The 24,970-nt window shown below is 44.1% G+C and carries 27 protein-coding genes; 11 read left to right on the top strand and 16 right to left on the bottom strand.

Annotated elements, in window-relative coordinates; genetic code table 11:
* Positions 1-79: 79 nt before the first annotated feature.
* A complete protein-coding gene (locus tag MKX68_RS23210) occupies positions 80-1,015 on the bottom strand; it encodes a sigma-70 family RNA polymerase sigma factor (protein WP_340914189.1) in 936 nt (311 codons plus the stop codon).
* Positions 1,016-1,047: 32 nt separating this feature from the next.
* The gene (locus MKX68_RS23205; protein WP_340914188.1) at positions 1,048-1,494 is read right to left on the bottom strand and encodes a carboxymuconolactone decarboxylase family protein; all 447 of its coding nucleotides are present in this window, start codon (positions 1,492-1,494) and stop codon (positions 1,048-1,050) included.
* A gap of 407 nt (positions 1,495-1,901) precedes the next feature.
* On the opposite strand from MKX68_RS23205, the gene MKX68_RS23200 reads away from it, so the two are divergent.
* Positions 1,902-2,948, top strand: a complete 1,047-nt coding sequence (locus MKX68_RS23200) for an aromatic ring-hydroxylating dioxygenase subunit alpha (RefSeq protein ID WP_340914187.1) — start codon at positions 1,902-1,904, stop codon at positions 2,946-2,948.
* Positions 2,949-3,039: 91 nt separating this feature from the next.
* Here the strand turns inward: MKX68_RS23200 and MKX68_RS23195 are convergent, their stop codons facing one another.
* The 3 genes from MKX68_RS23195 to MKX68_RS23185 form a co-directional block, all read right to left on the bottom strand.
* Complete coding sequence (locus MKX68_RS23195) at positions 3,040-3,273, bottom strand: hypothetical protein (RefSeq protein ID WP_338587447.1); 234 nt, start codon at positions 3,271-3,273, stop codon at positions 3,040-3,042.
* Between the two features lie 25 nt (positions 3,274-3,298).
* Positions 3,299-5,275: a glycoside hydrolase family 127 protein gene (locus MKX68_RS23190; RefSeq protein ID WP_340914186.1), complete on the bottom strand. Its 1,977-nt coding sequence runs from the start codon at positions 5,273-5,275 to the stop codon at positions 3,299-3,301.
* 64 nt (positions 5,276-5,339) lie between these two features.
* Positions 5,340-6,716, bottom strand: coding sequence for an MFS transporter (locus tag MKX68_RS23185; protein WP_340914185.1), 1,377 nt, complete (start codon positions 6,714-6,716; stop codon positions 5,340-5,342).
* A gap of 269 nt (positions 6,717-6,985) precedes the next feature.
* Here MKX68_RS23185 and MKX68_RS23180 point away from each other — a divergent pair, with 269 nt between their 5' ends.
* On the top strand, positions 6,986-7,939 hold the full coding sequence (locus MKX68_RS23180; RefSeq protein ID WP_340914184.1) for an AraC family transcriptional regulator: 954 nt from the start codon (positions 6,986-6,988) through the stop codon (positions 7,937-7,939).
* Between the two features lie 120 nt (positions 7,940-8,059).
* Here MKX68_RS23180 and MKX68_RS23175 read toward each other — a convergent pair whose 3' ends face one another.
* The 3 genes from MKX68_RS23175 to MKX68_RS23165 form a co-directional block, all read right to left on the bottom strand.
* Positions 8,060-10,174, bottom strand: coding sequence for a CBM35 domain-containing protein (locus MKX68_RS23175; RefSeq protein WP_340914183.1), 2,115 nt, complete (start codon positions 10,172-10,174; stop codon positions 8,060-8,062).
* Between the two features lie 267 nt (positions 10,175-10,441).
* Positions 10,442-11,245, bottom strand: a complete 804-nt coding sequence (locus MKX68_RS23170) for a cupin domain-containing protein (RefSeq protein WP_340914182.1) — start codon at positions 11,243-11,245, stop codon at positions 10,442-10,444.
* A gap of 145 nt (positions 11,246-11,390) precedes the next feature.
* Positions 11,391-12,458 carry a leucine-rich repeat domain-containing protein gene (locus MKX68_RS23165; protein ID WP_340914181.1) on the bottom strand — a complete coding sequence of 356 codons (1,068 nt, stop codon included), beginning with the start codon at positions 12,456-12,458 and terminating at the stop codon, positions 11,391-11,393.
* A gap of 94 nt (positions 12,459-12,552) precedes the next feature.
* Here MKX68_RS23165 and MKX68_RS23160 point away from each other — a divergent pair, with 94 nt between their 5' ends.
* Positions 12,553-12,894, top strand: coding sequence for a hypothetical protein (locus MKX68_RS23160; RefSeq protein WP_340914180.1), 342 nt, complete (start codon positions 12,553-12,555; stop codon positions 12,892-12,894).
* Positions 12,895-12,996: 102 nt separating this feature from the next.
* Here MKX68_RS23160 and MKX68_RS23155 read toward each other — a convergent pair whose 3' ends face one another.
* The 7 genes from MKX68_RS23155 to MKX68_RS23125 are packed head-to-tail and all read right to left on the bottom strand — an operon-like array spanning position 12,997 to position 18,041.
* Positions 12,997-13,602: an SMI1/KNR4 family protein gene (locus MKX68_RS23155; protein WP_340914179.1), complete on the bottom strand. Its 606-nt coding sequence runs from the start codon at positions 13,600-13,602 to the stop codon at positions 12,997-12,999.
* Between the two features lie 20 nt (positions 13,603-13,622).
* A complete protein-coding gene (locus tag MKX68_RS23150; protein WP_340914178.1) occupies positions 13,623-14,045 on the bottom strand; it encodes a hypothetical protein in 423 nt (140 codons plus the stop codon).
* A gap of 32 nt (positions 14,046-14,077) precedes the next feature.
* Positions 14,078-15,379 (bottom strand): hypothetical protein, encoded by a 1,302-nt coding sequence (locus MKX68_RS23145; protein WP_340914177.1) that lies wholly within the window; start codon positions 15,377-15,379, stop codon positions 14,078-14,080.
* A 21-nt stretch (positions 15,380-15,400) separates the two neighbouring features.
* A complete protein-coding gene (locus MKX68_RS23140) occupies positions 15,401-16,135 on the bottom strand; it encodes an SMI1/KNR4 family protein (RefSeq protein WP_340914176.1) in 735 nt (244 codons plus the stop codon).
* Between the two features lie 44 nt (positions 16,136-16,179).
* The gene (locus MKX68_RS23135; protein ID WP_340914175.1) at positions 16,180-16,737 is read right to left on the bottom strand and encodes a hypothetical protein; all 558 of its coding nucleotides are present in this window, start codon (positions 16,735-16,737) and stop codon (positions 16,180-16,182) included.
* Entirely contained in the window at positions 16,737-17,387 is a 651-nt protein-coding gene (locus MKX68_RS23130; protein WP_340914174.1) for a hypothetical protein, read from the bottom strand. The genes MKX68_RS23135 and MKX68_RS23130 overlap by 1 nt, the downstream gene beginning before the upstream one ends.
* Positions 17,388-17,432: 45 nt before the next feature.
* The gene (locus tag MKX68_RS23125) at positions 17,433-18,041 is read right to left on the bottom strand and encodes a hypothetical protein (RefSeq protein ID WP_340914173.1); all 609 of its coding nucleotides are present in this window, start codon (positions 18,039-18,041) and stop codon (positions 17,433-17,435) included.
* A 279-nt stretch (positions 18,042-18,320) separates the two neighbouring features.
* Here MKX68_RS23125 and MKX68_RS23120 point away from each other — a divergent pair, with 279 nt between their 5' ends.
* Together MKX68_RS23120 and MKX68_RS23115 are read left to right on the top strand one after the other, a co-directional pair.
* Entirely contained in the window at positions 18,321-19,310 is a 990-nt protein-coding gene (locus tag MKX68_RS23120) for a multicopper oxidase domain-containing protein (RefSeq protein ID WP_340914172.1), read from the top strand.
* A 56-nt stretch (positions 19,311-19,366) separates the two neighbouring features.
* Complete coding sequence (locus MKX68_RS23115; protein ID WP_340914171.1) at positions 19,367-20,068, top strand: Crp/Fnr family transcriptional regulator; 702 nt, start codon at positions 19,367-19,369, stop codon at positions 20,066-20,068.
* A 132-nt stretch (positions 20,069-20,200) separates the two neighbouring features.
* Here MKX68_RS23115 and MKX68_RS23110 read toward each other — a convergent pair whose 3' ends face one another.
* The gene (locus MKX68_RS23110) at positions 20,201-20,923 is read right to left on the bottom strand and encodes a ZIP family metal transporter (protein WP_340914170.1); all 723 of its coding nucleotides are present in this window, start codon (positions 20,921-20,923) and stop codon (positions 20,201-20,203) included.
* A gap of 176 nt (positions 20,924-21,099) precedes the next feature.
* Here MKX68_RS23110 and MKX68_RS23105 point away from each other — a divergent pair, with 176 nt between their 5' ends.
* The 6 genes from MKX68_RS23105 to MKX68_RS23080 all read left to right on the top strand — a co-directional run bounded on the left by MKX68_RS23105 (position 21,100) and on the right by MKX68_RS23080 (position 24,902).
* Complete coding sequence (locus MKX68_RS23105; protein ID WP_340914169.1) at positions 21,100-21,801, top strand: Crp/Fnr family transcriptional regulator; 702 nt, start codon at positions 21,100-21,102, stop codon at positions 21,799-21,801.
* 306 nt (positions 21,802-22,107) lie between these two features.
* Positions 22,108-22,341, top strand: a complete 234-nt coding sequence (locus MKX68_RS23100) for a DUF2249 domain-containing protein (RefSeq protein ID WP_036613358.1) — start codon at positions 22,108-22,110, stop codon at positions 22,339-22,341.
* Positions 22,342-22,358: 17 nt separating this feature from the next.
* A complete protein-coding gene (locus MKX68_RS23095; RefSeq protein WP_340914168.1) occupies positions 22,359-22,733 on the top strand; it encodes a hypothetical protein in 375 nt (124 codons plus the stop codon).
* Positions 22,720-23,325: a DUF2249 domain-containing protein gene (locus MKX68_RS23090; RefSeq protein WP_340914167.1), complete on the top strand. Its 606-nt coding sequence runs from the start codon at positions 22,720-22,722 to the stop codon at positions 23,323-23,325. The genes MKX68_RS23095 and MKX68_RS23090 overlap by 14 nt, the downstream gene beginning before the upstream one ends.
* 13 nt (positions 23,326-23,338) lie before the next feature.
* The gene (locus tag MKX68_RS23085; RefSeq protein ID WP_340914166.1) at positions 23,339-24,571 is read left to right on the top strand and encodes a hypothetical protein; all 1,233 of its coding nucleotides are present in this window, start codon (positions 23,339-23,341) and stop codon (positions 24,569-24,571) included.
* A gap of 31 nt (positions 24,572-24,602) precedes the next feature.
* Entirely contained in the window at positions 24,603-24,902 is a 300-nt protein-coding gene (locus tag MKX68_RS23080; RefSeq protein WP_036613395.1) for a metal-sulfur cluster assembly factor, read from the top strand.
* Positions 24,903-24,970: the final 68 nt, after the last annotated feature.

Below are 24,970 nucleotides of genomic sequence, written 5' to 3'. Positions count from 1 at the left end.
GTGAATGCAAAAAAAAGCGGCAATCCTCGTGACAGAGGGTGCCGCTTTGAAGTTTACATATCAAGTCCTTACGTTTGGATCAAAGAATTGAAGTGTCTATTGATGTAAGTTTGTTCGGATTTACGACGAGATACACGCCCTCAATCCGCTCTCCAGAAGCGTCCAACTCCAAACAGAGTACTTCGGACAATTGCCCTTCTTTCATCAACGCAAGTTGAAGCTCACCATTGATCCACATGGGCACCCATTCTCTTTCACGCAATCGCGTAAGGACTCGCCGTGAGGTCAGGAGTGCAAGCACACCTTTGTGAACGTTCATTGTTCTCATAACCGTATGCACAACGCCACCGCCATCTGCTGTAAATACAGGCTGATCCGCCAGTAACTCCAGCATGGCAGCGACATCATAACGAAGGAAAGCCGCTGTAAAACGGCTCAGCAATTCACCTTTGGCTATCATATCCGCATCACTCTGCTCGATCGGCGGAAGTTTTTCGGGCAGATTTCGTCTAGCGCGGCTAAAGATTTGACGGCAGTTACTCTCCGTTTTGCCCAGCCAATCCGCTATTTCGGAATAATCATATCGGAACGCTTCACGAAGTACAAAAACAGCCCGTTCCATGGGCGATAGACGCTCCAACATGACCAGATAGGCGTAGGAGATCATCTCTTTCTTCTGCATCGTTTCCTCTGGCATGTTCCCCACTTCTCTGTCACCCATCGGCTCTGGCAGCCAGTCACCAACATAACTTTCCCGCTGATTACGGGCAGAATTTAGCAGGTTCAAGCTTCGGTTCACAATCAGTCTGGCGATGTAGGACTTCGGATTACGAATATCCTGAGGAGACATGCTCTGAATCCCCGCAAAACAATCCTGCACAATATCTTCAGCTTCTACCACACTGCCCAGCATGCGGTAAGCTATCGAGAATGCATATTTTTTATAACGAATATACAACTCACCAACATCCAGAGAAGACACTTCTGGTTCATTGGCGTGGAAATTAGAATTCATAAGAAGCCTCCTCTGGCATGGTGCGTGTATTTTTAGTTAAAGCAACCCGGATACATCCCAGTTGTGATCGCAATCCGGTTCCAGTTATTAATCGTGTTAATGGCCAGGATCAGATCCACCAGTTCGGATTCACTGAAATGTTCACGAACCTTATCGTACAACACAAGGGGTACACCGTGTTCCGAGATTCGGGTCACCGCTTCAGCCAGCTCCAGCATAACACGTTCTTGATCCGTGAAGAAAGCCACTTCACGCCACACACTCAGTAATAAAATATGATCCGCGTAATCTCCCAGTTTCATCAGATCTTTGGCATGCATATCGAGACAAAAGGCGCAGCCATTGATCTGGGACACGCGGATTTTCAATAACTCGTATAACACTTTATCCTCAAATTGCCCGGATATATATTGCTCCATCGCCATCATCGCTTTAAAAGCGCCTGGACTCACTGCTCTGTAATTCGTTCTTAAATTCATTTCTCATTCGCCTCCGTCATTTGGTTTACATACTGAAGACAAACGACGGCCGGGATCTGTGACATTCTTTGCGAAAATCTTTTTATGCCTACAAGGATGGCAGCTCAACTAACGATTATTCACACTGAGATTCTGATGGCAGGACAATATCCATGGAGTTAATAATCAATAATGGAAAAACATACTGAAAGGTTGTTCTCTTTTTACAATTAACATCTAACGTAAGAAAAATAAGCGTTTTTCCGTATTCATGTACGGTTTTTGCTGTAGTGTTTGTGTTTTCAACCAAAAGTAGGTTGGATATATTGATACTTTGACCAAAATAGTAGTAACATACGGCTAATCAAGTTAACTTTTCTGACATTAAAAAGAGAATCGTTTATCCATATCAGCAAGGAGTGTTTCCTATGATAATTTCCAACGCAAACCATACAATAACTTCCGAATTGCCTAGAGGGTGTACGTTCACCGCTGAAGACTGGCATGTATTATCCCAATATTGGTATCCGGTAGCCCAAGCAACCGAAGTAACAGACAAACCACTTGCTGCTCAATTACTCGATGTGAAGCTGGTTCTCTATCGCAGTAATGATCAGGTTGTCGTAGCCAAAGATCTTTGTTTTCACCGCGGGGCCCCGCTTAGCAAAGGCTGGGTAGAAAATGGCGAGATTGTCTGCCCTTATCACGGTTTTCGTTATAATTGCGAAGGCAAATGTACCGTAGTTCCTGCGCACCCAAGTTCCAAGATCTCGCCTAAGCTCAAACTTATCGTGTATCCGGCAGTCGAACGTTATGGCTTAATATGGACCACTTTGGCGGGAACAGAAGAACAGATCCCCTCCTTCCCTGGATGGGATGATCCGGATTATATCAATATTTTGCCACCCAACTTTGACATTGCTGGTTCCTCTGGACGACAAATGGAGGGTTTCCTGGATGTATCCCATTTTGCCTATGTGCATACCGAAACGTTTGGTGACCGAAACAACACCGAAGTCCCCCAATACAAAGTGAAACGCGAAGGTAATGAGTTACTGGCCGAGTATTGGAGTACGGTGAGTAACTATGGCAAGGGGCAGGATCTTGTTGCACCTGAAGGTTTCCAATGGCTGCGCGAGTTTCGAGTGTTCCCACCTTTTGCGGCTTCTCTTACGGTACATTTCCCAGGAGACGACAAGCTGAATATTCTGAATTGTGCTTCGCCAATCTCTGCCCGTTATACACGTTTATTCTGTCCAATCACACGCAACTTTGACAAAGACGCTCCGATTGAAGACACAATCAAGTTTAACTTGCAGGTCTTTGAAGAAGACCGTGAGATGGTCGAGTCACAGAAACCGGAGGATCTCCCCCTTGATCTGCATGCCGAGGCCCATATTCCCGCAGACCGTACTTCCATTGCTTATCGTCAATTATTAACGGAGCTTGGCTTGGGACGAAATTACACATCGTAAATTAAACCACCAACAAAAAGAAGATGTCCCCTGCCATGTTAAAGGCGGATGAGGCATCTTCTTTTTCCGTTTACACGCATTGTGGTACCAGCTAGAACAGTTTTGCTTCCATAAGTTTGGCTAACAACGCTTTGAAGTCTTTCAGTTCAGCCTTTTCGACCAGCTGCGATTCTAATTCATTAAATTTTTCTACGACAATATACGCATTTAGAAATAAACCCAAATGATCTTTAGCAATAGCTTCTGCATTGTCTTGATTCGACGAATAATCTGAAATCACAGCATAAGCAAACTTTTCCGGATCAATTTTCATTTTGGATTTCATTGTACATTCTCCCTTACAGGTTTAATTATGCTTTGGTAAGCCATACACGCATTTCACCAGAATGTCGATTTGCCCAGCAATAATAAGGAATAAAACGCAGTTGTGTAGGTGTATAGGTTTCAGGTGCCCGAGACGCATACAGTACGTTTTCCCATTCCGGCTCAATATTTCTTTTTTCAACTTCTGCATGGATTGAACCTATTCCACCTAATAATTCAGGATTGAAGGTGTACTCATAATCTTGCTTAACATTTAAACGAACTAAGTGAAGATGATTTCCGTTGTCTGCTTCTTCTACACAATAGATCAAAGGTCCACGACCTATCGCTACTTTGCCAATATCAGCTCGTACAAGCGGATGGGCTGCATATTCTTTGATCTCCATCGGTAGAACAAATTCAATGGTGTCATCATTTTCCCACATACGATTAATATGAATATATCCGTTGTTCATTTCCGCCTGAATCGGATGACCATTCAACAATAAGGTGTACCGTTCTGCCCAGTATGGCACTCTGATAGCCAAATTAAAAGTTGTTGGCTGTTCCGTCCGAGTCACCATTGAGATATGACCTCCCCAAGGTAAGTCCGATGTTTGCTCAATCTGTACCTTATGTTCATCCATCTCCAGTTTTGCGGTACTTGTAATGAACAAGTGGGTATATATCGTATTTTGCTCCGGCCCAGCCGTGTATACATATTTATGAAGTGAGGTTAATAATCGGGCCAGATTAGGTGGGCAACAAGCACAGCCAAACCAATCTGGTCGTGTTACTTTCACATGACTTTTGCCAGGATCATTCCGGCTGCTACCCGGATCTACCTCTAGCGGATTCACATAAAAGAAGTGCTTGCCATCGAGCGCCATTCCAGCAATCGCGGTGTTGTACAAGGCTCGTTCCAATACATCGGCATATTCAGCCCGTGCTTCATTTTTCAGCATATTAAAGGCAAAAAAGATAAGTCCAATCGAAGCACATGTTTCGCAATACATCGTATCGTTAGGAAGATCGTAATCCTGGGTAAAGGCTTCTCCATCTACTGTTGAGCCAATACCTCCGGTAATATACATGCGTTTATTGACTATATTGGCCCAAAGACGACGGCACGCTTCTAACATGGGAGTATCTTCTGCAAGCCTTGCTGCATCAGCCATCGCTGCACACAAGTAAACAAGTCTTACCGCATGCCCTTCGGCGGTCTCTTGCTCCAAGACGGGCTGGTGTGCCTGATAATATTGGAGCTGGCGGTGGCTCATGCCTTCAACCACAGGTTTGGTTCCTGCATCTTCTGTTTTTTGTCTGGCAAAAAAGGTCAGATCCGTTCCACGCTCATATAGAAAATACCGGCTTAGTTTCAGATAACGTTGCTCCCCGGTTGAGCTGTATAACTTCGTTAATGCAAGTTCAATCTCTTCATGACCATCGTACCCCTGAATTTGGTGCTCGCCTTTACCAAAATGGTTATCGATACAATCCGCCAATCGACAAGCAATGGTTAGTGCTTTTTCACTTTGAGTCGATTCATAATAAGCCACGGCAGCTTCAATAAAGTGACCTGCACAATACAATTCATGACTTTCAGCAAGCTGTTTGAATCTGCGCTCGGGTTCTTCAATTGTGAAATACGTATTTAGATAACCATCCTCCTCCTGTGCCAAAGCAATAAGATCGATCACGCCATCGGCTAACTCTTTTAGATCGGGGTCGTATTGAATCGATAACGAATAAGCAACCGCTTCAAGCCATTTGTATACATCACTATCCTGAAACACCCAGCCATAATGATTCCCCTGCTTCAAACCGGCAGCGATTTTGAAATTTTCGATGGCATGACTCTTTTCAGAAGGAATGGTATCGTCATTTCTTTCTTTTTCGATCGTTATATTGGCAGTATCATTCAATACATTCCACTGATAAGGAATCATTTCCGTACGCACCAGTTCACGATAATTAGACCAGAATGGATCTGTAATATTTAATGATTTTAATTGTAGTGACATCGTATATCTCCTCTCATCGTGTACAACTTGTTACGCAGCATGAAAATAGGGTTTAATCTGTAGCTTAATTTTCTTTGATTAACAATTGTTTGCGAATATAACTCTCGTTACGTTCAAAGCGTCGATAAAATAACATCGGGATAATGCCTAGTGCAAATACGATTGCGGGCAGCCAGATAAATACAAACTGGATACCTGCTAACGACTGGGCACTCTGTGCTACATTAGGCACGTAACCAAAAGCCGACATAAATTGTGTAGGGATGAATCCACCTAATCCTGATCCAGCTTTGATACAAAAAGCACTACCAATCGCTGTCAACATACCACTTGCACGTAGACCTGATTTCCATTCTCCGTAATCTACCGTATCTGACAACATCGCAAAAGGCATAGAACAAGCAATACCTGATCCAATACAGGCGATAATCCAGCCTACAATTAAAATTCCAATATGCTCTCCTGCAAAAAAGAGAACAACTTGTCCACACGCCGCCAGCACAAAACCCAATATCATTGTGGAATATTTATTGGAGACCTTCACAATAAACGGAATAAGGATCATGCCTAAAACTTGAATAACAGAAATGCCATTGATTAGTGGTACTAGATTTTTGTGTCCTATATTATATTCAAAATAATAAACTAGCGTTGATGTACGTATCGTTAATGCGATCCAGAATATTAGATTAGCTATAACTAGAATAACCCAGGGCCAATTTCCTTTGATCGCTTTGAAGCTTGATTTGAAAGGGATGGTTTTGATTTTCTCCGTATTGATTTCTTTTAAATCAGCAAAAGCAATCAAAAACATAATGATAGAAACAACACCGAATAAACAAACGGTCCAAAAGAATCCTTTTTGATCATTGCCTGCCCCTAAAAAGGCAACCAACGGTAAAGTAAATGTTACTGCTGCAAAGTTACCTATATTTCCACCGACCATACGAAATGAATTAAGCACAACTCGTTCATCCGGATTTCTACTCAGATTCGGTAAAATAGAAGTGATGGGTGTAGAAATCCCCGTATAAGCAATCCCTGCCAGAATATACGTTACACTGGCATATACGATTTTCCATGTCCCGTCCAGATCGGGCGTTGTAAACGTCAAGACGGTAAACACAGCAAATGGGAAACATAACCATAAAAAGTAAGGTCGACTTTGCCCATATTTAGTTCGAGTATGATCTACAATGATTCCCCAAAGTGGAGCATCGACCGCATCGACTAATCTGGTGATCAATAATAATGCCCCTGCTACCCCAACAGATAAACCAAACACATCTGTATAAAAATAAAGCAGGTAAGCACCTATGATGCTGTATAACAAATTTCCTCCTGTATCTGTGAGCGCATAACTTATTCTGCGATGAAAAGGTACTTTCTCCGACAGAAGAGTTGAAGGGTGCTCTGGCAAAGATTGGGGCGTTGTTTGCATAATATAACCTCCAAGTTCAAATCAAAATGTAAATGCAACTGCGTTTTCTTATCTAATAGTAAGCGCTTACGATCTCAAGATAAACTTAAGATTTCGTAGGAAAGGTATCCATTTCCGACTAAATAATAGATTTACAAAATCAGTTGTAGACGTTTAAAATTGAGCTATAATACCATTCGAGTAATCTATGAATATATTTTAACTTCTTATTGTGTACAAATCCGACTTTTGATATCCAAAACTGACATTTCGATAAGGAGTGATTAGATATGCTAATGAAACCGATATCAAAAATAAGTATTGAGCGACCTCTTGCTTATTTTAAATGCGGACAATTTGTAAGTGATGCAGACTGGAAACACAAAAAAAGGAAGCTTGAGAAAGATTATGAACTCATTATTGGCTTGAAGGATTCGGTATTTCTTCAGGTTGGTGATACGCAGTATGAAATTAAGCACGGGGATGTGCTATTAATTAAGCCTGGTGTGGAATACTTTGGATATGCTGCTTCTAAAGCTGGAGCCAGCTTTTTTTGGTTACATTTCTTCCCCCGACATACTACCATAACCGAATCTGGGGACGAGTTTTTGAATAGTTTGTTTGGTAACGTTATCACAGAGCAGAAGAATGAAATTAATCAATATGTATGTTTGCCAGATTTCTTTTCGCTGCCTTATCTGGATAAACCGATTATATTGATGAAGCAGATTCTTGATACTTCTAACACTTCGTATTACAGTACCTATGCAGTAGATTATCTCGTCACGGAGTTGATGATTGAACTTACGGATAAATATCTGCAGCCCCTTATTCATAATGAACTTTTTCATAAAGAATATAATCAGAAATTTATGCAAATCTTGGAATGGATCCGAGTAAATATTTACCATGATCTTACCGTGCAAAAAGTAGCAGATACTTTTTGTTTTAACGCCGATCATCTCACTCGTTTATTCAAAAAAAATCTTGGGATAAGTACGATCCGTTACATCAATACACTGAAGTTAAACTTAGTTAAAGAGCTGTTGTGTACTACAAATTCTTCGATCAAAGAAATCGCCTATCAGTTACATTTTCGAGATGAGAAATATTTGATGAAACTATTTAAAAATTATGTAGGTATGACACCTACTCAGTTCCGTGATACGTATACCAATACCTATATTAATACGGTCACTGTAGACCCTGATATCCCTATCCCGAAGCATCTGTTAGAAGAATGATCACAATAAAGATAACAACCTTAATTACATATAAACCTTATTCATTATGATAGATAAAAACCTTGTTAGCATTTATTCTTCATCGAATATCGCTAACAAGGTTTTTTCTGTTATATCAGACTATTTAATTTCAATATAATCCAGCTCTGCATACCCCGTGTTACCCTTGCTGATCACAATTGTATTATCTCCCTGCTGCAACGTTACAGGAACCGTTACTATTTTACGTGTACCTGTATTCGGTAAATCAGATATCCAGCCTCCCGTTATTGAATACGTAACTACAGTTGGCGCTTGATTATTTATCGACAGATTTTGAGTAGAATCACCTGCGGTGCCATTACCATAGCCTATCTCCATGTTATATGAACCTGCTTCTGGAGCATATACGGAGAACGTAACCGAACTATCTGGGTGGTCTATATTTCCAACAAAAAGACGATTAGAAGCAAATGAACTACCTCTTACTTTAGCCTTGTTTATTTTAGCCTCTTCTGCTTCAATTCTAACTTTAAAGTCACCTGCGGGTTTTAATTGTATATAATCCAACTCAGCGTAACCGGTTGTTCCCTTAGTAAATTTCAGAATATTCCTACCCGCTTTTAAAGAAACATCGGTCTGAATCGTATCGTTATTCCCTTCTGACAACCAACCATTAGTCGTTGGATATTGAAGTGTTGCAGGATCTTGCTCATTTACAGTGAGTTGCTGAGTAGATGAAGTTGCACCTCCATTTGCATATCCAATAGTTACATGATAATCCCCTGTAACAGGAGCATCGACTGCAAATTGAACATAACTATCATTGTAATCTATTTGGCCTACATATGTTCCATTAGAAGCGCTCACATTATTGAATAGATTGGCGGACTGAATCGTCGCATGTTCTGCTTCATATCGGCTAATCGTTGACTGCTCTTCTGGTGTAATGACCAGTCGGTAAGCGTAGGATTCTCTGAGCTTGCTTACAGGCACAGAGATTTGTCCATTCTCTATTGTAAAATTGCCTTCAAATTCAGTTGTTGCTTGATCTACTGCGGTATCGACTCCATACCAAGGCGTACTTTCGAATGTAACATGAGCATTACCAGAGAAATAGGGGAGCACTTCAAATCCTTTGACAACGATATTGCGATTGCCACTCCCTCCACCAAACACAACATTCACTTCTTGCTTGGACTCATCTACACTAGCAATACCATCCAGATCCAAAGCGGCTACATTGGCTGGTGTGGTCATCGCCATCTGACCAGACATATCACCATACCATTTATACATCCACCATGCTCCATTAGGTGATCCCGTATCTGTAACCAGATTACTTAACCGTCCTGGTCGGAACCAAAATGCTATATTCGCTGTATCTACATCCGAACGCTCAAATTCAGCAATATATCGCATCATATTTCCTGGAACGGCCTGCTCATCAACAACACCATATTCATTAATACTGATCGGCAAATGAGCAATCCCTAATTCAGTTTCTATAGCACGGTAAGCCTCTATATGGTTAGAAATATATTGTGGTGCTGGACCATCAATATAATTCCCTTCCGGTGCTCCTAATTCATGCCAAGAGATGATATCAGGTAACACATCATTGTCTCTGGCATACGTCAAGAAGTCTCTAAGCCAGCTTTCATTATATTGGGTGATACTAGGACCTATTATGTTGGTGTTTTTATCTTTTTCTTTAATCCGTAGATATGTTTTTTTCCAACCTTCATTAAATGATCCTGCTGCTTGGGTGTTCCATGTTCCATCTGGTTCATTCCATAACTCATAACCGTAAATGTTCTGGGCTCCTGAGTTTAATCTTGCATCAACGATACGATCTACTTTTTCAAACCAATCCTCCCAGCCCACCCACTGATATGGAAAATTAGGATAAATATCAGGCATACGAATGGTCACTGTTGCGCCATTACGTTCAGCAATCGGTGCTACTTCTAACGCATCACCTATAGGTGTCGTTTCTCCATTAGGCAATTGCCCCCCATTTGGAGCCATTTGCGTAAACATTTTTGGCTTCGTAGGACCAATCAATTGATCCGAGGGTCTGCCTTCTTCGGCTAATCCATACAACGAACCTGAAGCAACATGCGTTACAGGTCTATATTGCGTCGCAAGATCGACTGTAAACTGTGCAGGTACCGCAGCCGAAACAGAAGCAGAGGTAGCTGGAAAAGAAGTAAGTAATAGGGCTGCACTTAATAAAAACGCCAATTTTTTCACTCGTTATCACCTTTTCTTGTTGTATTGGTTAGCATAAATGTCTACAACTATAAAGAAAGCGTTATCAATAAAATCGGTGGCCACCGGAATTACTTTTAAATAAAAGTTATAACTTATATGATAAGGTTATTAGTTTTCTGTTTATGAGTAAACTTAAGAAAACGTAGGAATAGTGGAAATTACCGACTTATTGAATTCAACTATGTAAATCAAAGAGCTCCCCCTGTACATCATGAGCATGACGTACGGGAGAGCTCCTTTTAGATTTTATCCTTGATTATTCATATTCACAGGAAGCTCTCTATAATACGGACACCCCGGCTCATGGATAATACGTGGATCAACCCAAGTGCCCCAGTACGGAAGACGGTTCACGTAAGGTTGCATGTTTGGTTGCATATTTGGCTGTGTGTTGGGCTGCATGTTTGGTTGTACATTGGGTTGCATGTTTGGCTGTACGTTTGGTTGTAGGTTAGGCATCACATAAGGCTGATGATTCACATTTGGAGCACTGTTAGAGACAGGAGCAGTTGAAGGCTGGCAATCTGCCGGCGGGCCAATAATCACTGTTTTTTGAATGGGAGCAAGCGCTTCTTGAACTTTTTTCTCGTCCAGACAGTACGTATAAGCCAAAAGTTTTGCAGGTGTAAGACGCAAGGTGTCTGAGCCAAATATCGCCTCAGGAACCGGAGCATCAAAGATTGCGAGTAAGTGCGTGTGATCTGCAGTGGCCACTTCATAGTGCCACCAGCCTTGAGGAACGTTGGCCACCTGCCCCGGAGTAATCGGGAAATGAAGCAGCTCGTTGGTAAATGGATTAATGAGGGAAACAACTGCCGAACCGCTGATACAGTATACCAACTCGGTAGCATTCTGATGCGTATGTGGTTCAACCACATTGCCAGTGTTGAGGAAAATATCCAGTAAAGAAGTATTGCCTAGTGTGTTTAACTGGTTGATGGAAAGCGAGTTAATATAGTTGTTCTCATCTTTCTTGAATAACGGGTTATTGCTCAAATCGTAAGTAAATTGGGTGGTTGGTAAAGTGTAATCCATGTATGAGGTTGCCAAAATAAAACGCCTGCCCTTCGCTCTCGGTTTAGGTCATAACCTATATGCCAGCTTATGCCCAGCGCCCAGATACGTGACATTTCCACCAATTTTCATCCCATAACAAATATCCCTGACTCGGGCATCCCGAGCAGGGCTCTATTTATTACATGTTCTTTTTCATTTCCCAGACTTCTTCCCAATGTGTACCAAATGGAATATTCATTAAGTCTACATACTCCAGCCAGTGCATTCTTGTGACAACATCCGGTGTTCCCTCAATCAGTGCATTTGTCACCAGTAAAGCACGCAGATTCTTCAGTTTTTCCAACTCCGGAGGGAGTTCACGTATACCAGAATATACGATCTCCAGATACTTCAGCTCACTTAATTCACCAATCTCAGGCGGGATGCAATTTAGTCCCAATTCAGATTGTGGTCTGGGCCTCCAACCAGGTACAGATTCAAAAGGGCTGCCACAATAAATTCTTAACTCTTGAAGTTGCTTCAGTTTCCCGATCTCTGCCGGAAGACGCTCCAGATCCAGCGTTGTAATGACCAATCTTTCCAATGAAGTCAGTTCGAACAGACTTGCAGGGAGCGAGTACAGATTCTGCTCAAAAATCGTCAGCTCCTTCAAGTGCTTCAACTCCCGAATTCGTTCGGGAAGCTCACTTAAACCGTGTAAGCTGATATCCAGCTTATCGGTCTGATGCCTGATCGCATCGTCCAGAAGATGATCAATTTCCTTATGACGGTCCAATTCAAAGAACAACCCCGGAATCCGCTCCATAAGTTCACTCGCTTCTTTGTATTTAATCCTCATGCCGTACATATGTTCATGGGCAACAGAGAAAAAATAATCATTTCCGTCTTCTGTTATAAAACACAGATCGTCCGGCAATAAAGGATAACACCAATCATGAAAACGATTAGCTTCTTCTTTGAGCACTTGACCCGATTCCGGCGTACAGCGATATGTATAATAGGTGCCTTCGGAATAATAGGCTCCGCTTTTCAGCATCATCTCTTCCATCGTAGCACGTTCCACAAGATAGGGTTTCAATCTCTCTAACACACGAAACACTTCCGGTATCTCGTTCTCTTCGTACCTTTGTCTATCAACCAGCATAAACCGGTCTGTCTTCTCGATCAGTTCGTCAATCAACAGTTCATAGGCAGTTCCTTTTGGATCCGTGTGAAAAGCTACGGCCACCATATGTTTCCCCCTCATGGCTCTATATTCATTAATCTGTAATCTGCTGTATCATCTGAAACCACTGTGGCATAGGCTGATATCATCAATCCAGTTATTGGAGGCTTATTACATGGCATACGGCCCTGGTTCAGTATCATCCCCGCAACCTGCGGGTTATCCTTACCCTTATTATCCACCACCGCCACCGTATCCTTACCCTTATCCCTATCCATACCCACCCATCGTTCCTGTTCCACTGCCATATCCAATTGGTGGTCCATGGTGGCATGGTGGCTATCCAGGAGGCGGTTATCCCGGCAGTGGTTACCCCGGTGGACACCCTGGTCATTTCCCAGGAGGTGGCTATCCCGGTGGACCTCACGGAGGTGGACCTGGCGGTCCGGGTGGTCCGGGTGGACACGGAGGACCTCCAGGCGGCGGATTTCACGGACATCGTTTCTTTCAGTGGTAATCCGTAATCATTAGACTTCTTCAAAGTACTGGTTCATATCAGATAAAGGAGCTGCTTCGGCAGCTTCTTTATTATTGGAAGAATTGTCTAATCGTTCAGGATTTAATATGTGATCTCATCCATCATCTTCAGATTACGGTTCGACATGCTGAGGAGATTCGTGAATGTAGGTGTTAAATAATAAACAAAGTCTGGATCGTGCACGTACATAATAATCTGCCCATACGTGCCTTCCGCCGTTGGATCGAAATCGAGCATCAGATACAGTGAACCTCCCGCGATTGTTGCAAAAGGAATCCATGGTTTATGGAACAGGTATGGCTTGATCTCCGGGTCCAACTGGCTGATCTCCTCCGCAGAATAATACTCTTCCAACTTCTCATCCACTTCACAGAAGTATTGTTTGGTCTCTCGAATCTCTTCCAATGACATCAGATAAAAAGGTGTACAACGCCCATCCTCGGCATCACCCGGGTACATCACATGCAACCCGTAGCCACTGCCGTCTTTGCCTTGGTAAAAGGTACGAAAATCGCCAGGCAGCCGGACGCCATACTCCTTTTCGAATAGATCGAGACTTTCCTCGGATGCACCTTCCCGATGTTGATATTCTTCGAACAATTGCCGAATCTCGTGATCCTGTATTCTCTCATCCAACAAGCGATTCAGCTCGTCCATTAGCACGTTTAATGATACATTCCGCTCCACGCTCACCACACCTCCCTATCTCAGCCCTTCTCTTCTTGTAGATATTGATGATATTCCCAAAACGCTTCTTCCTCTCCGCCACCTTCAATCAGAATCATGACTGCGTAAGATAACAAATTAAGCCATTGTTCCATCAACGCCACCTGGTCGTCCGAGATGAGGTTGTTGCTGCGAAGCATACCCTCAGGTTCAACAGCCCAGGCGCGTGCCATATGAGTAATTCCCCATAGACATGCCATGACTTCCCGATCCAGTGAAGGCCGTGCAAGTTCTGGTGCCAGAACCCGCAGTATCTCCATCAACTCATGAAAATTCTCCTCAATCAAATGTCCACGGAAAGGCCGCAGACTGCCAATAAAACCGTTCTCCATCTTGGGATGACTCAGATCATCATAGGAAAAGGAATGACATTTTAATAACATTACTGCCTCTTCACGTTCCATTCCTTCACCCCTAACTAGGTCAAAATGCTAACTCACCAGCGCAGAGGTTCTTCTCCACGCCACAACACATATCGCTCCAGCTCCCGAAGAGTGCCTGTACCGATCCCGTACTCGTCCATTTCTTTGGAACGAAGATCGAGCACATGCAGCATGCCACCATACGTGCCAACTGCAAGTTTGGACTGCTCTGGCGATACGGCGAGAGAATAGATGGTACTACCCACAAAATGGCGCCACATTTCCTTCCCCTCGCCATTCACACAATACAGATAACCGTATGCATCTCCAAGCACCATGCCTGCCTCTATTTCCACTGCTGCATACACACGTGCATTCTCATCCATCACTGGCCAATCTTCCTTCGTTTCGTTACCTGCGATTGATTCCAGCGGAACCTGTATCGTGACTCCGTTATAGAAATGACATGCGTTAAACCAGACGGTCTGGTTATTACTGGTGAATGCCGCATAATGAGGGTAGCTCGATTCTGGATAGAGAGAGTATGTTTTGTTCAGCTGGCGGTCCATCACCATATGATTGCTCCCTTGGCTACCAAATGCAATCCATCGACCATCCCGAGATACCGCTGCATGTCCCATGTCTAACTGTGTATCCTCTAGCTCATATTCTTCGATCTCTGCCAGATCGGGATGAAGCAAGGTCACCTGAGCTTGTGTGACGAGATATATCCCGTATCTTGAATGGATGAGTAGTGCTCTCCCTTCATCCATAGGTATAAGTCCTTCAAGTGTCCGTTCGGGATGCTCACAGTCCGCAAGTGATTCAATCCGAGGTAAGGACGACTGTACCCGGGCTTGAATATCTTCCCAACGATATGTCGCTATCTCTTGTCCTTCCAACCTGCGATCTGGCTGACGAATAACACGAATCCCATCCGGTCCTGCAAGCGCATAGTCCAAACCGTCTGATGAGCAACCAGCAAAAGTATACGGAGAAATCAACTGCCACCCCTGCTGATCCATCGTATATATCTGACTATTCTCCGTGAAAATCCCCGTATGACATACAACCGTTTCCTCGTTCAGATAACCTACAACTTTGACAGCCTGCATGGAAGCCTGAAATGCCTCGCTCAATGGCCACGTCGCTGCTGGCAGCTCACGTCGTAGCATCTCCAAGTCACCGTGGAGATTGGCCTGTCTCACCATATGGAATACCTCAGTACTCATACCGCTTCTGGAATCTTCCTTCAGCTCGGATTCATCTGGTTGCTCTCCCTCCATGCCTTTCCGTACAAATGCATTGACATCCCTTGCATAACGCCTGCCCTCATTGCGCCATTGTTCCGCGATGTCTTCCTTTAACCAACTCATCTGTTCCCCTCCACTCTGCCTCTATTCATATGCCGTACAATGATGTGCCTGCAAGAACAAACTGATTTCGTTATCCGTCGCCTCCTCCGCACCATTCTTTTCTTCATAGAACAGGGCAACTTCTCTCCCGGTTGCATAGTTAAATCGTAAATATCCTCCCATCGACACCATGAACATCTTGCACATGTACTCATTCTCCAACACAACATCCCACTTAAATTCTGTTTTGCATATATCGGCGAGTTCCTTCATGGAGTTTCCCTGTTCCGTCCCTGAAAAATGGTAAAACGTATGTTTCCGCAACTCATTCCACGGCTCAAAGTAAAGTGGCGTTATTGGTTTATCCTGATGGTAATACCCACAATAGATCCGGTCCAGCGTTTCGCCAAATTCAGTCTCCGTGCATGTCCATAAGGTGATATTCTCATCATGACGCGGTAGCCACAACAGCCCCTCAACTTCCGGATGAACAGCAAGGAAATCTCCATCTACAGAACTGCCGATGGAGATGCACTGCTCAAGTTGCTGCTGACTTATAGGCGAATCGTCCGTATGTATCCAAAAATCATATTCCACAAAAGGCTTCAGCACTTCCGGGTCCGGTCTCTGCACATTCATCCATCCCGTGTATGTACCCTCTCCGTATTGTTCAATCCAGGTCCGGTATGACAAAGGTAGCGAGATGGCGTGTTGTTGTTCAAAGTGATCCAGTTCCTCTGCTGGAACCGGCTTAAGTACACGGGATACAATATACATTTTTCGACATCTCCCATCTCAGTTTGGTTCATTCGTATACAGATCTAAGCCAGTTCTTCCTGTAAAATTTCAGTCCATACTCCTTTACGATTCAGAATGCGAATGGCAAAGGCATCATATCCATCACGCTTGACCTGATCAAAATGCATGCGCTCTCCCGTAATCAGTTCATACGTACCATGCTCATTTACATCTTCGCCAAACTCATCATCCCAAGGCACATTGTAGTAGGCCGTCAACTCTACCTCAAAGATATCCTCTCCTTCAACATCCAGATAAGGGCGAAGTGGTCTGTTATGTAGGGCTTCTTCCGAATAGGTCTCACATAACATGGCATCATATCCGTGCTTGGCGGCATCAATGAGCAGGTAGCGTTCACCCGTGACGGTATGCTCCGCATATACAAGAAGCGGTGTCGAATCATGCCAGGTAATCAGATCATCTTCCGTCAAGTCACCATAATAAAAAATATGGAATTTATCATGTCCGTCACTCGATTGAAGTTTGCCTTTCCACTCTACTTCATCGGGTTTAATGTCCTCTTCCTTCCTAATTAATCCTTCCAGATAAGCAGGTCCGTGCTGTACACCATACGCATTCATCATCTCGCCTCCGATTTGTTCATTCGAATGGTAACCACTTTGTGTTCCTCATCCACCGTCAGTTTCACATCAATGTTAAGCTTGTCGCGAAATAACGCCGTAATATTGATATACGGATCGCGGGCAGCTTCGCTACTACCGCCACTATTACGGCTCATTCCCTGATGAATGATGGACTTCACCAATTCGTTATCCGCTTTGCCGGTATTATCGTAGGTGTAGATCACCTGCCCATCCTGATCATACAGATTTAAGACCGTTGTAAAATCATTGGCGTTCTCATACTTTCTTTCAGTCTGCACATAGTTGTGATCCGTATGTTGATAGTTTACAGTACCGGCCAGATACGGATTGTCCCCGCCGGGCTTCACTTCATACTCCCGATAGGCCAGATTAAACAGATATTGGAGATGACTCATGTCGATCCGGTAATAAAACTGACGGTTATCTTCTTGTTTATCCATCGCTGCAAAACTGTTAATAAGCGGCCAGGCTTCATAGGACTTCCCATTCACATCAACAGCGAGAGCATAGTCAGATAAGACTGTCTGTTTTTGAAATATGCCATAAGTCTGTAAAATAAAATAAGCCGGAATCATCAACATACCCAGAATGATTGCAAAAATACTAAGTTTAACTCGTAGTTTCATGTCTTCCTCCCTTGCAGCTTTAATGCTTCATCTTCGCTTTCAGTCTCATCCAGTCTTATGCTGAAGCTTCGACAGTGTACGCACAACCATATCCCTGTTCTTCGCATCCTTAATATAAGCCGGAACACTATGTGAAGCTGTTCTTAAAGGCATATTTACAGGTTTCTCACGGAGATCTGCGGAAACATAAGCAATGAGATAATTCAGGTGCTCCCGATTCACAGCCCATATGATTTTTCCTCTGAACTCATCCAGGAAGTATAGGTCCAACCCGAATACAGGATCTTTCCCTGCACGAATCTCGGAAAAACATCTTCCGTATGTCGATTTGGCATGTAATTCAACCTGATTAACAGCACCACAATGCGGACATTCCACATGCGTTGATCGGTGAGAAGTCTTCTTCCCGTCTGTGACTTCCACGTTAAACCAACGTTCACATACAGCACAATTCCCCTTGGCCTTATATTGATACACCGGTTCTTCAAGCGCTTGAGCGTAACAATCGAAACATTTCCATCCCAGTTGATCTTTCCGTTTTTCAATAGAAGCGTGTCCACCGCATTTGGGACATTTCACATCAATCCGCTCTCCCCGTCGAAGAACCGAATAGAAACTATACTTATACGCACCTTCATCTTCGAAACGTTTCATCCTGTATCCACCTTTCTTCTGAAACTACGACACACACCGCATCAAAATACTCAACATTTACCAATCCATCTCTCTAAAATTATATGAAACTCCGTTCCTCAGCACAACAATTGAAGACAGATTGTTGGAAATGCCTCTAATACGACATACCCAAGTGTGTGCCTCATCACACCCGTCTCCACCTCAATAACGTAATCTATAACTAAATAACTACTGAAATGAAAGAAAACCTGCTTTTAAGATTGTGAAAAACATCACTTGAGTAAAGGTTGTGCATCTATGTTTTCCTTACTGAATGTATATAAATGGTCACTCGTATTCGCCATATTTACAGCAACTCTCTCTCACTGTAGTTCAACCGATACGGTTAAACCTGTTCACCACGATGAAGTCTCCTCCTCTGCGATCAGTCACCCCCCGGTAGACCCGATCATTCGCAGAGAAGGTACCACGGTATATATTGAAATGACCGCTCAAGTTACCGATATCGAAATCTCCAAAGGTGTGATCTATAACGCTTGGACATTTAATGGGACCGTACCCGGACCCGTCCTACGAGTGACAGAAGGAGATACGTTGGTGTTCACGTTAAAAAATAAAGATTCCAGCCTGCCTCACTCCATGGATTTTCACGCTGTACATGCCGCTCCCAGCAGCAAATTCATTGATGTTATGCCCGGCGAGGAAGGCACATTCACCTATCCAACCTCCTCCCCCGGTGTATTTATGTATCACTGTGGAACCAAACCGGTCCTTGCCCATATCGCAAACGGGATGTACGGCATGATTATTGTGGAACCCAAGGCAGGATACCCTTCCGATCACTTGGTTGATCGTGAGTATACCCTTGTTCAGAGTGAATGGTATAAGGAGCATGACTACGAAGCTTTTTTGAACGGAGAACCGGATTATGTCGTATTTAACGGCAATGATTATGGATTGACCGAACATCCCCTGTTAGCCAAAGTAGGAGATACAGTGCGGATCTATGTCAGTAATTCTGGACCCAATGAAGTCTCATCCTTCCACGTTGTAGGTACAATTATGGATCGTGTGTATACCGATGGAAATCCACGCAACATTCAGTATGGAATACAGACGGTTATGCTTCCCGCAAGTGGTGGAGCTGTCGTAGAGTTCACCGTGACCGAAGAAGGTGATTATGCGATTGTAACGCATCAGTTCAACCATGTAGCCAAAGGAGCTGCCGCTGTTCTGCGTGTGACCAAGGATGGTACGGATCATGGTGGAACCGCAATGTCTCACTGAGACATGACAATAGATAATGGCTATACCTATCCTGAACAATTCGAGGTGATTAAACGATGATCTGTACACACGAAGTGAAGGATGCCTGTTTCTCCAAAGTATCTCTGTTCCAGCATCTTGATCCATCCGAAGCTGCCTTGCTGATCTCCCTTCTGCATACCCGCAAATATAACAAAGGCGAAGTTGTTGTCCAGGAGGGCGAACGCTCAGATACGCTTTACGTAGTTCATCAGGGATGTGTGAAGTTATCCAAATACAATGAAAATGGCAAGGAACATATTATTCGGTTTCTGTTTCCCGGTGATTTCTTCGGACAAGATTCCCTGTTACACCAAAAACCACATGCCACAAACGCCGAAGTTCTGGAGCCTTCGGCCATCTGCTCCATCAACAAACATGACTTTGACCAGTTACTTGGACATAATCCGAAGCTTGCTTACCATTTCCTGCTTGCCATTTCCAATCTTCTCCGTGAAACAGATGAATGGAACAGCTCGCTCAGTGCGATGACAACGGAACAGAAGATTGCCAAGTTGCTATTGTATTTTCATACCCGAAATCATGCAAAACATGAGATCCGCTTGCCTGTTTTCAAAAAAGATATGGCTCTGTTACTCGGGATTACACCCGAAACACTTAGTCGCAAACTCGCCCTAATGCAAACTCAGGGACTGCTTCAGGTTACAGGGAACTGCATCCTCATTCTGCAATTGGAGCAGCTCAGGGAAAGAATGGAACCGCCTGCCCGAATTCAATAAATTAGTTACGAAAACTTGCAGGTGCTGAGGAAGCTGTTTTGGCAAAAAAAGAGTATCCGATCAGAAGCCACTCTGTTCGGATACTCCTTTTTTATAAATTCAACTCAGCGATCGGAAGCTTATTTTTGTCATCTACAGATCGAGCAACAGCGACACAAGCAATCCCATGGATGCAATCAAACCTACAACAGGCCCACCCTCTTCAAAGGCTTCCGGCATCATCGTCGAGCAGATCATGGCAATGATTCCGCCACCTGCAAATGCACCAATCGCTGCACCCATCTCCTCTGGAAGCTGTTCCAGAAACAGATATCCACCCAGTGCTGCAAGCGCGGAGATCAACATTACACTCAGCCACATTAATATGATTTTGCCACGACTGTACATGCCCTGTAGTCCAACTGTACTGGACAGACCTTCAGGAATGTTACTGACAAAGATCGATACTACCAGAACCACACTGACACCGTTTCCGGCCAGCAAGCTGGCTCCAAGCATGATAGATTCCGGGATAGCATCCATTACCGTGCCTGCAAAGATCCCAAGCCCGCTTTGATTCGAGTCTCCCGACTTTGCCGAACGTTTACGCCCCGCTCCTCCCTTTGCAGAAACGAGCAGGTCAAACAGGGTGTACACGACGGCACCCGCCGTAAATCCAATGACTGTAGGTATAATTCCTCCATCATTCAGCGCATCTCCAAGAAGTTCAAAGGTCGCTGCACCAATTAATGTTCCTGTCCCAAAAGCCATAATCCAACCAATGACTCGTTTGGGAATCTTCAGAAACAATGCTGCGAGTGCGCCAATGACTACCGCTGAGGCAGAGATGCCGCCCCACATGAATGCAGTCCACATCCGGGCCGACCCCTCTCTTGTTCAATATATTCTATCATTCCATTAACCCTGGTTGAGCAATCAAAAACAGTGATGTGGTTTTACGGTGATCTAGATCACCTGATGTGTTCAAAAATCACGCTATGATACAATGATGTCGTCGTTCAGAACTATGAACACAGAGAGGAGAGATTCTCATGAGTAGGGTCAACAAAGATACAACAGCGGAGTTTCTACAACAGTTCCCCATCTTTCAGGACCTTAGCCCCGAGGAATTAAAGCAAGTCGAAGATATCGCCATTTCCAGAAGCATTCAGAAGAAATCAGTTATTTTCAGCGAAGGAAGCGAAAAGGAAGCTGTCTTTTTCATCCGTACAGGCATTGTAAAGGCCTATAAAACCGATGAGAACGGGCATGAACAGATCGTCTCTTTCCTCAAAACAGGAGATATGTTCCCACACACCGGCTTTTTTAACGCGCACCCTTACCCGGCTACCGCAGAAGCCATTACCCCTACCGAACTACTAGCCATACCTGTCCGACTTTTCGAACGATTAATGCTGAGTACACCCTCCATTGCGATCAAAATTATGCGTGTGCTCGGTGATAAAATAAGAGAATTACAGGATAAATTGCAGGTGCTGTCTGGTCAGGATGTACGCAATCGTGTGCTTTCCTTCCTTCTTATGCTCGCAGAGCAGCACGGACAGACACATGAAGACCAAGTGATCATCAACCTGCCCATGACACATCAGGAGTTTGCCAATTCCATTGGTACAACAAGGGAAACAGCAAATCGGCTTTTAAACCAGCTTACAAAAGAGAATTTGCTCGAAGTGGATCGCAACCGGATCATCATTCATGATTTGCAAGCTTTGAAACAACAAAGGGATGCGTGACCACTCTGTACCCCTGACTATACTGTTTTCTCTCCCATGCTTTTACACTAAACTGTGTGTGCACAAAGAGACCTTAACGCTCGTAATCGATGTTAAGGTCTCTTTCGCATGCACAATTAGCATTATACGTATCAGGATATTGTTAGCTTTGGCTTGCCTATGGCACTCTTTCCACTCAGGATTCTGACTTAAATAAGGCGAGTCTATGACATTAAAAAAGGTGTGAGCAGGCTCACACAGACCCCTCTTCACATTTTCTATAATCAAATTGCAACACCACACTATCCCTATTTGGAGGAATGACACATGAACACATACGCAGCAACCATTAATGCCACGGAGTATCCACCGCATTTGAAACATAAAGTTATTTTCGAAACGTTTGATCAGTTGCAACCACAGGAATCCATGCTGCTCATTAACGATCACGATCCTAAGCCCCTTCGATTCCAGTTCCAGTCCACACATCCCGATGGCTTCAACTGGGAGTATATTGAGCAGGGTCCTACAACCTTCCAGGTCAAAATCAGCAAATTATAGATTGGAGCTGAACCGCTATGGCGCACGTTGAAATCATTGACGATACTACACTCCGCATCACGCTGCGGCTGGAAGACGCCACAACCATGGTTCAAATGGCGCAGCGTGAGCAAGCGGAATATGCGCAAGAGATTATCACCATTTACGAAAAAATACCTGTATTTGAATACACTCATTTCTGTTTTTACGCCTATGACAGTGCAAAACTTTTTGAGCGTGTGCTCGGCATGGACCCCAAAGCCTACCTGTCCTTCTCCCTCGATGCGCCGGAGTCATTCTTCTATGCGCTGTACGGTGGAATGGGCGCCCTGTATGAATCAGCGCTACAGTTGGTACAGCAGGCGGATGTAGCTAGTCCAGGATCGGATGTGAATGCACATGTCTCCATCTGATGTCCATATTGTTGAATTAGATGTGCGTCCTCATCTGAGTAAAAAGTTAGAGCCGTTTCAACTGATCATGGACACGGTCAAAGGCCTTCAGCATGAAGATGTCTTTGTACTTCATGCTCCATTCAAACCAACGCCTCTGCTCGGTATTCTCAAGATAAAAGGATACTCCAGCACATCGGAACGAAAGGGTTCAGATCACTGGGTCACCACGTTTGTGCACAAAAAAAATAAAACCGGTGCCAAAGCATTATCTGCAATGGTTTTATCTGGATCGGAAGTCGATTCTAAGCCCGGTTCAGACGAAGAATCAGCTTCATGCAATGGCCATCCAGAGGAGCAAGGTGTTGCGATTGAAAACTTTGAATCCCTACAGGCGCCCACCGTTATACTGGACAATCGCGGATTGGAACCGCCACAACCCATGATGCGAACACTTGCCGCACTGGAACGTTGCAAACCTGGGGAAGTCGTACTGATTCATAATGACCGTGTGCCAGTCTTCTTGATTGAAGAGTTAAACAATCTCGGTTGTCTCTTCACGGTTGAGGATCAAGCCGATGGTACGGCCAAAGTGAGAATTGAAAAAGGGTAAGGAGGCAAAGGCCATGTCCAGGTTGCCGTTTCTTTTTATCATCACGGGCATCTTTGGATTTGTAATGTATCACGCATTCTCCCTGCTCTCGCTGACAGGCTGGCTTGGTGATGAACTCAGAGGACCCGAAGGCTGGTTTCATGCCCATCTGTTTGTGCTAGGGTGGGCAACCATGCTGGCTATGGGTGCCGTTTATCAGTTGATACATGTTATTTTGCAATCCAATATCTACAGTCTGTTTATTGGTTATTGTCATTATTTCTTGTTCAGTATCGGAATCGTGGGCATGTTATACGGCTTCATCCGTGCAGATGTCATCTGGATTGCGGGTTCAGCTACACTCGCGCTCTCTGGCATTCTGTTGTTCGGATGGAATATGGCGGTTACCCTCATCCGTGCCTCACAGTGGAATCCGGTAACGATCAGTGCAGCTTGTTCCTGCCTTTATCTGGTTCTAACCGGGCTTTCCGGTATGCTGATGGGTCTGAATTTTGCCTTTGGTGATTGGAATGGTCTGCATGAACGATTATTCGGTGCACATATCTGGATGGGAACACTTGGCTGGTTTGGCATGTTAATTACCGGCTTCAGTTACAAAATGCTTCCGATGTTCTACCTGTCCCACGATTATTCCATTCGACTGCAAAAAGTGGTCTTGGTTCTGTGGAATGCAGCTGTACTTACAGGCGTTGTCGCATTTCTGACAGGTATTAAGGGAGGATTGCTCTGGCTTGCGCTCTTACTTCTAACCGCCGCCCTTCTCTTCTATGTGTATCACTTGGAGCAAATTCAGGAGAAACGGCACAAAAGTAACCCGGGTCCGGGCATCCGCTGGTCTGTGTATGTAAGCCGTGCGTTTGCTGTATATGCTGTTGCCCTACTGATCTATTCTTCGCAAGGGACTGAACTGCTGCTCCATCCACGTGTTGTTCTGCTGTCTGGATGGGTATATCTCGGGGGCTGGGTGTCTCTCACCATACTTGGTTATGCCTCCAAAATCGTGCCTTTTCTATGGTGGACCCACAAATATGGCAAGCAGGCCGGCAGACCCGGAACACCGCTGATGGCAGGTATGTTGAGTGAACGGTATGTCAATTGGGGTATGCTCGCCATGGTCGCTGGAAGCCTTTTGCTTGTCAGTGGAATTCTGATTAATCTGGCTGAGGTCATGATGGTTGGAGGAACGATACTGTCTCTTGTCTCCATCGTTTATATAACAAATATTGCTTTGGTATTCAGACGTTAACATAAATAAGGTGGACTGGAGAGTGAACATGATGGAACAAACCACGCATTTGCTAGAATGTCTCAAGGAAGTGTATGACCCTGAATTAGGTGTCAATATCGTTGACCTGGGTCTGGTGTATGAAGTAAGGGAAGAGCCTGAACGGGTTCATGTACGAATGACGCTGACTACACCAGGTTGCCCGCTGCATGATACAATTGTCGGAGCGGTGAAATGGGTTTTGCAGGAAAATACGAATAAGACTGATATTGATGTACAAGTGGTGTGGGAGCCGCAATGGTCTCCACAGCTGATGTCGAATGAAGCCAAAGAAATGCTGGGATACTTCTAGGCAGAATGACCAGTGACCTGATGAATGAACAAATTGCTGCCGGAATACGAAAAAGCATACCTAAGCTC

Origin of the sequence: Paenibacillus sp. FSL M8-0212 (genome assembly GCF_038004645.1) — a bacterium.
In the GTDB taxonomy this organism is placed as follows: domain Bacteria; phylum Bacillota; class Bacilli; order Paenibacillales; family Paenibacillaceae; genus Paenibacillus.
The sequence above is the reverse complement of the archived record's forward strand: the minus strand, read 5'-3'. Positions and strand labels throughout refer to the sequence as shown.

Bases quoted from the DNA above. Each gene is read 5' to 3' on its own strand.
- MKX68_RS23210 (WP_340914189.1), bottom strand. From the start codon at position 1,015: ATGAATTCTAATTTCCACGCCAATGAACCAGAAGTGTCTTCTCTGGAT.
- MKX68_RS23205 (WP_340914188.1), bottom strand. From the start codon at position 1,494: ATGAATTTAAGAACGAATTACAGAGCAGTGAGTCCAGGCGCTTTTAAA.
- MKX68_RS23200 (WP_340914187.1), top strand. From the start codon at position 1,902: ATGATAATTTCCAACGCAAACCATACAATAACTTCCGAATTGCCTAGA.
- MKX68_RS23195 (WP_338587447.1), bottom strand. From the start codon at position 3,273: ATGAAATCCAAAATGAAAATTGATCCGGAAAAGTTTGCTTATGCTGTG.
- MKX68_RS23190 (WP_340914186.1), bottom strand. From the start codon at position 5,275: ATGTCACTACAATTAAAATCATTAAATATTACAGATCCATTCTGGTCT.
- MKX68_RS23185 (WP_340914185.1), bottom strand. From the start codon at position 6,716: ATGCAAACAACGCCCCAATCTTTGCCAGAGCACCCTTCAACTCTTCTG.
- MKX68_RS23180 (WP_340914184.1), top strand. From the start codon at position 6,986: ATGCTAATGAAACCGATATCAAAAATAAGTATTGAGCGACCTCTTGCT.
- MKX68_RS23165 (WP_340914181.1), bottom strand. From the start codon at position 12,458: ATGAGGGGGAAACATATGGTGGCCGTAGCTTTTCACACGGATCCAAAA.
- MKX68_RS23160 (WP_340914180.1), top strand. From the start codon at position 12,553: ATGGCATACGGCCCTGGTTCAGTATCATCCCCGCAACCTGCGGGTTAT.
- MKX68_RS23150 (WP_340914178.1), bottom strand. From the start codon at position 14,045: ATGGAACGTGAAGAGGCAGTAATGTTATTAAAATGTCATTCCTTTTCC.
- MKX68_RS23145 (WP_340914177.1), bottom strand. From the start codon at position 15,379: ATGAGTTGGTTAAAGGAAGACATCGCGGAACAATGGCGCAATGAGGGC.
- MKX68_RS23140 (WP_340914176.1), bottom strand. From the start codon at position 16,135: ATGTATATTGTATCCCGTGTACTTAAGCCGGTTCCAGCAGAGGAACTG.
- MKX68_RS23135 (WP_340914175.1), bottom strand. From the start codon at position 16,737: ATGAATGCGTATGGTGTACAGCACGGACCTGCTTATCTGGAAGGATTA.
- MKX68_RS23130 (WP_340914174.1), bottom strand. From the start codon at position 17,387: ATGAAACTACGAGTTAAACTTAGTATTTTTGCAATCATTCTGGGTATG.
- MKX68_RS23125 (WP_340914173.1), bottom strand. From the start codon at position 18,041: ATGAAACGTTTCGAAGATGAAGGTGCGTATAAGTATAGTTTCTATTCG.
- MKX68_RS23120 (WP_340914172.1), top strand. From the start codon at position 18,321: ATGTTTTCCTTACTGAATGTATATAAATGGTCACTCGTATTCGCCATA.
- MKX68_RS23115 (WP_340914171.1), top strand. From the start codon at position 19,367: ATGATCTGTACACACGAAGTGAAGGATGCCTGTTTCTCCAAAGTATCT.
- MKX68_RS23110 (WP_340914170.1), bottom strand. From the start codon at position 20,923: ATGTGGACTGCATTCATGTGGGGCGGCATCTCTGCCTCAGCGGTAGTC.
- MKX68_RS23105 (WP_340914169.1), top strand. From the start codon at position 21,100: ATGAGTAGGGTCAACAAAGATACAACAGCGGAGTTTCTACAACAGTTC.
- MKX68_RS23100 (WP_036613358.1), top strand. From the start codon at position 22,108: ATGAACACATACGCAGCAACCATTAATGCCACGGAGTATCCACCGCAT.
- MKX68_RS23095 (WP_340914168.1), top strand. From the start codon at position 22,359: ATGGCGCACGTTGAAATCATTGACGATACTACACTCCGCATCACGCTG.
- MKX68_RS23090 (WP_340914167.1), top strand. From the start codon at position 22,720: ATGTCTCCATCTGATGTCCATATTGTTGAATTAGATGTGCGTCCTCAT.
- MKX68_RS23085 (WP_340914166.1), top strand. From the start codon at position 23,339: ATGTCCAGGTTGCCGTTTCTTTTTATCATCACGGGCATCTTTGGATTT.
- MKX68_RS23080 (WP_036613395.1), top strand. From the start codon at position 24,603: ATGGAACAAACCACGCATTTGCTAGAATGTCTCAAGGAAGTGTATGAC.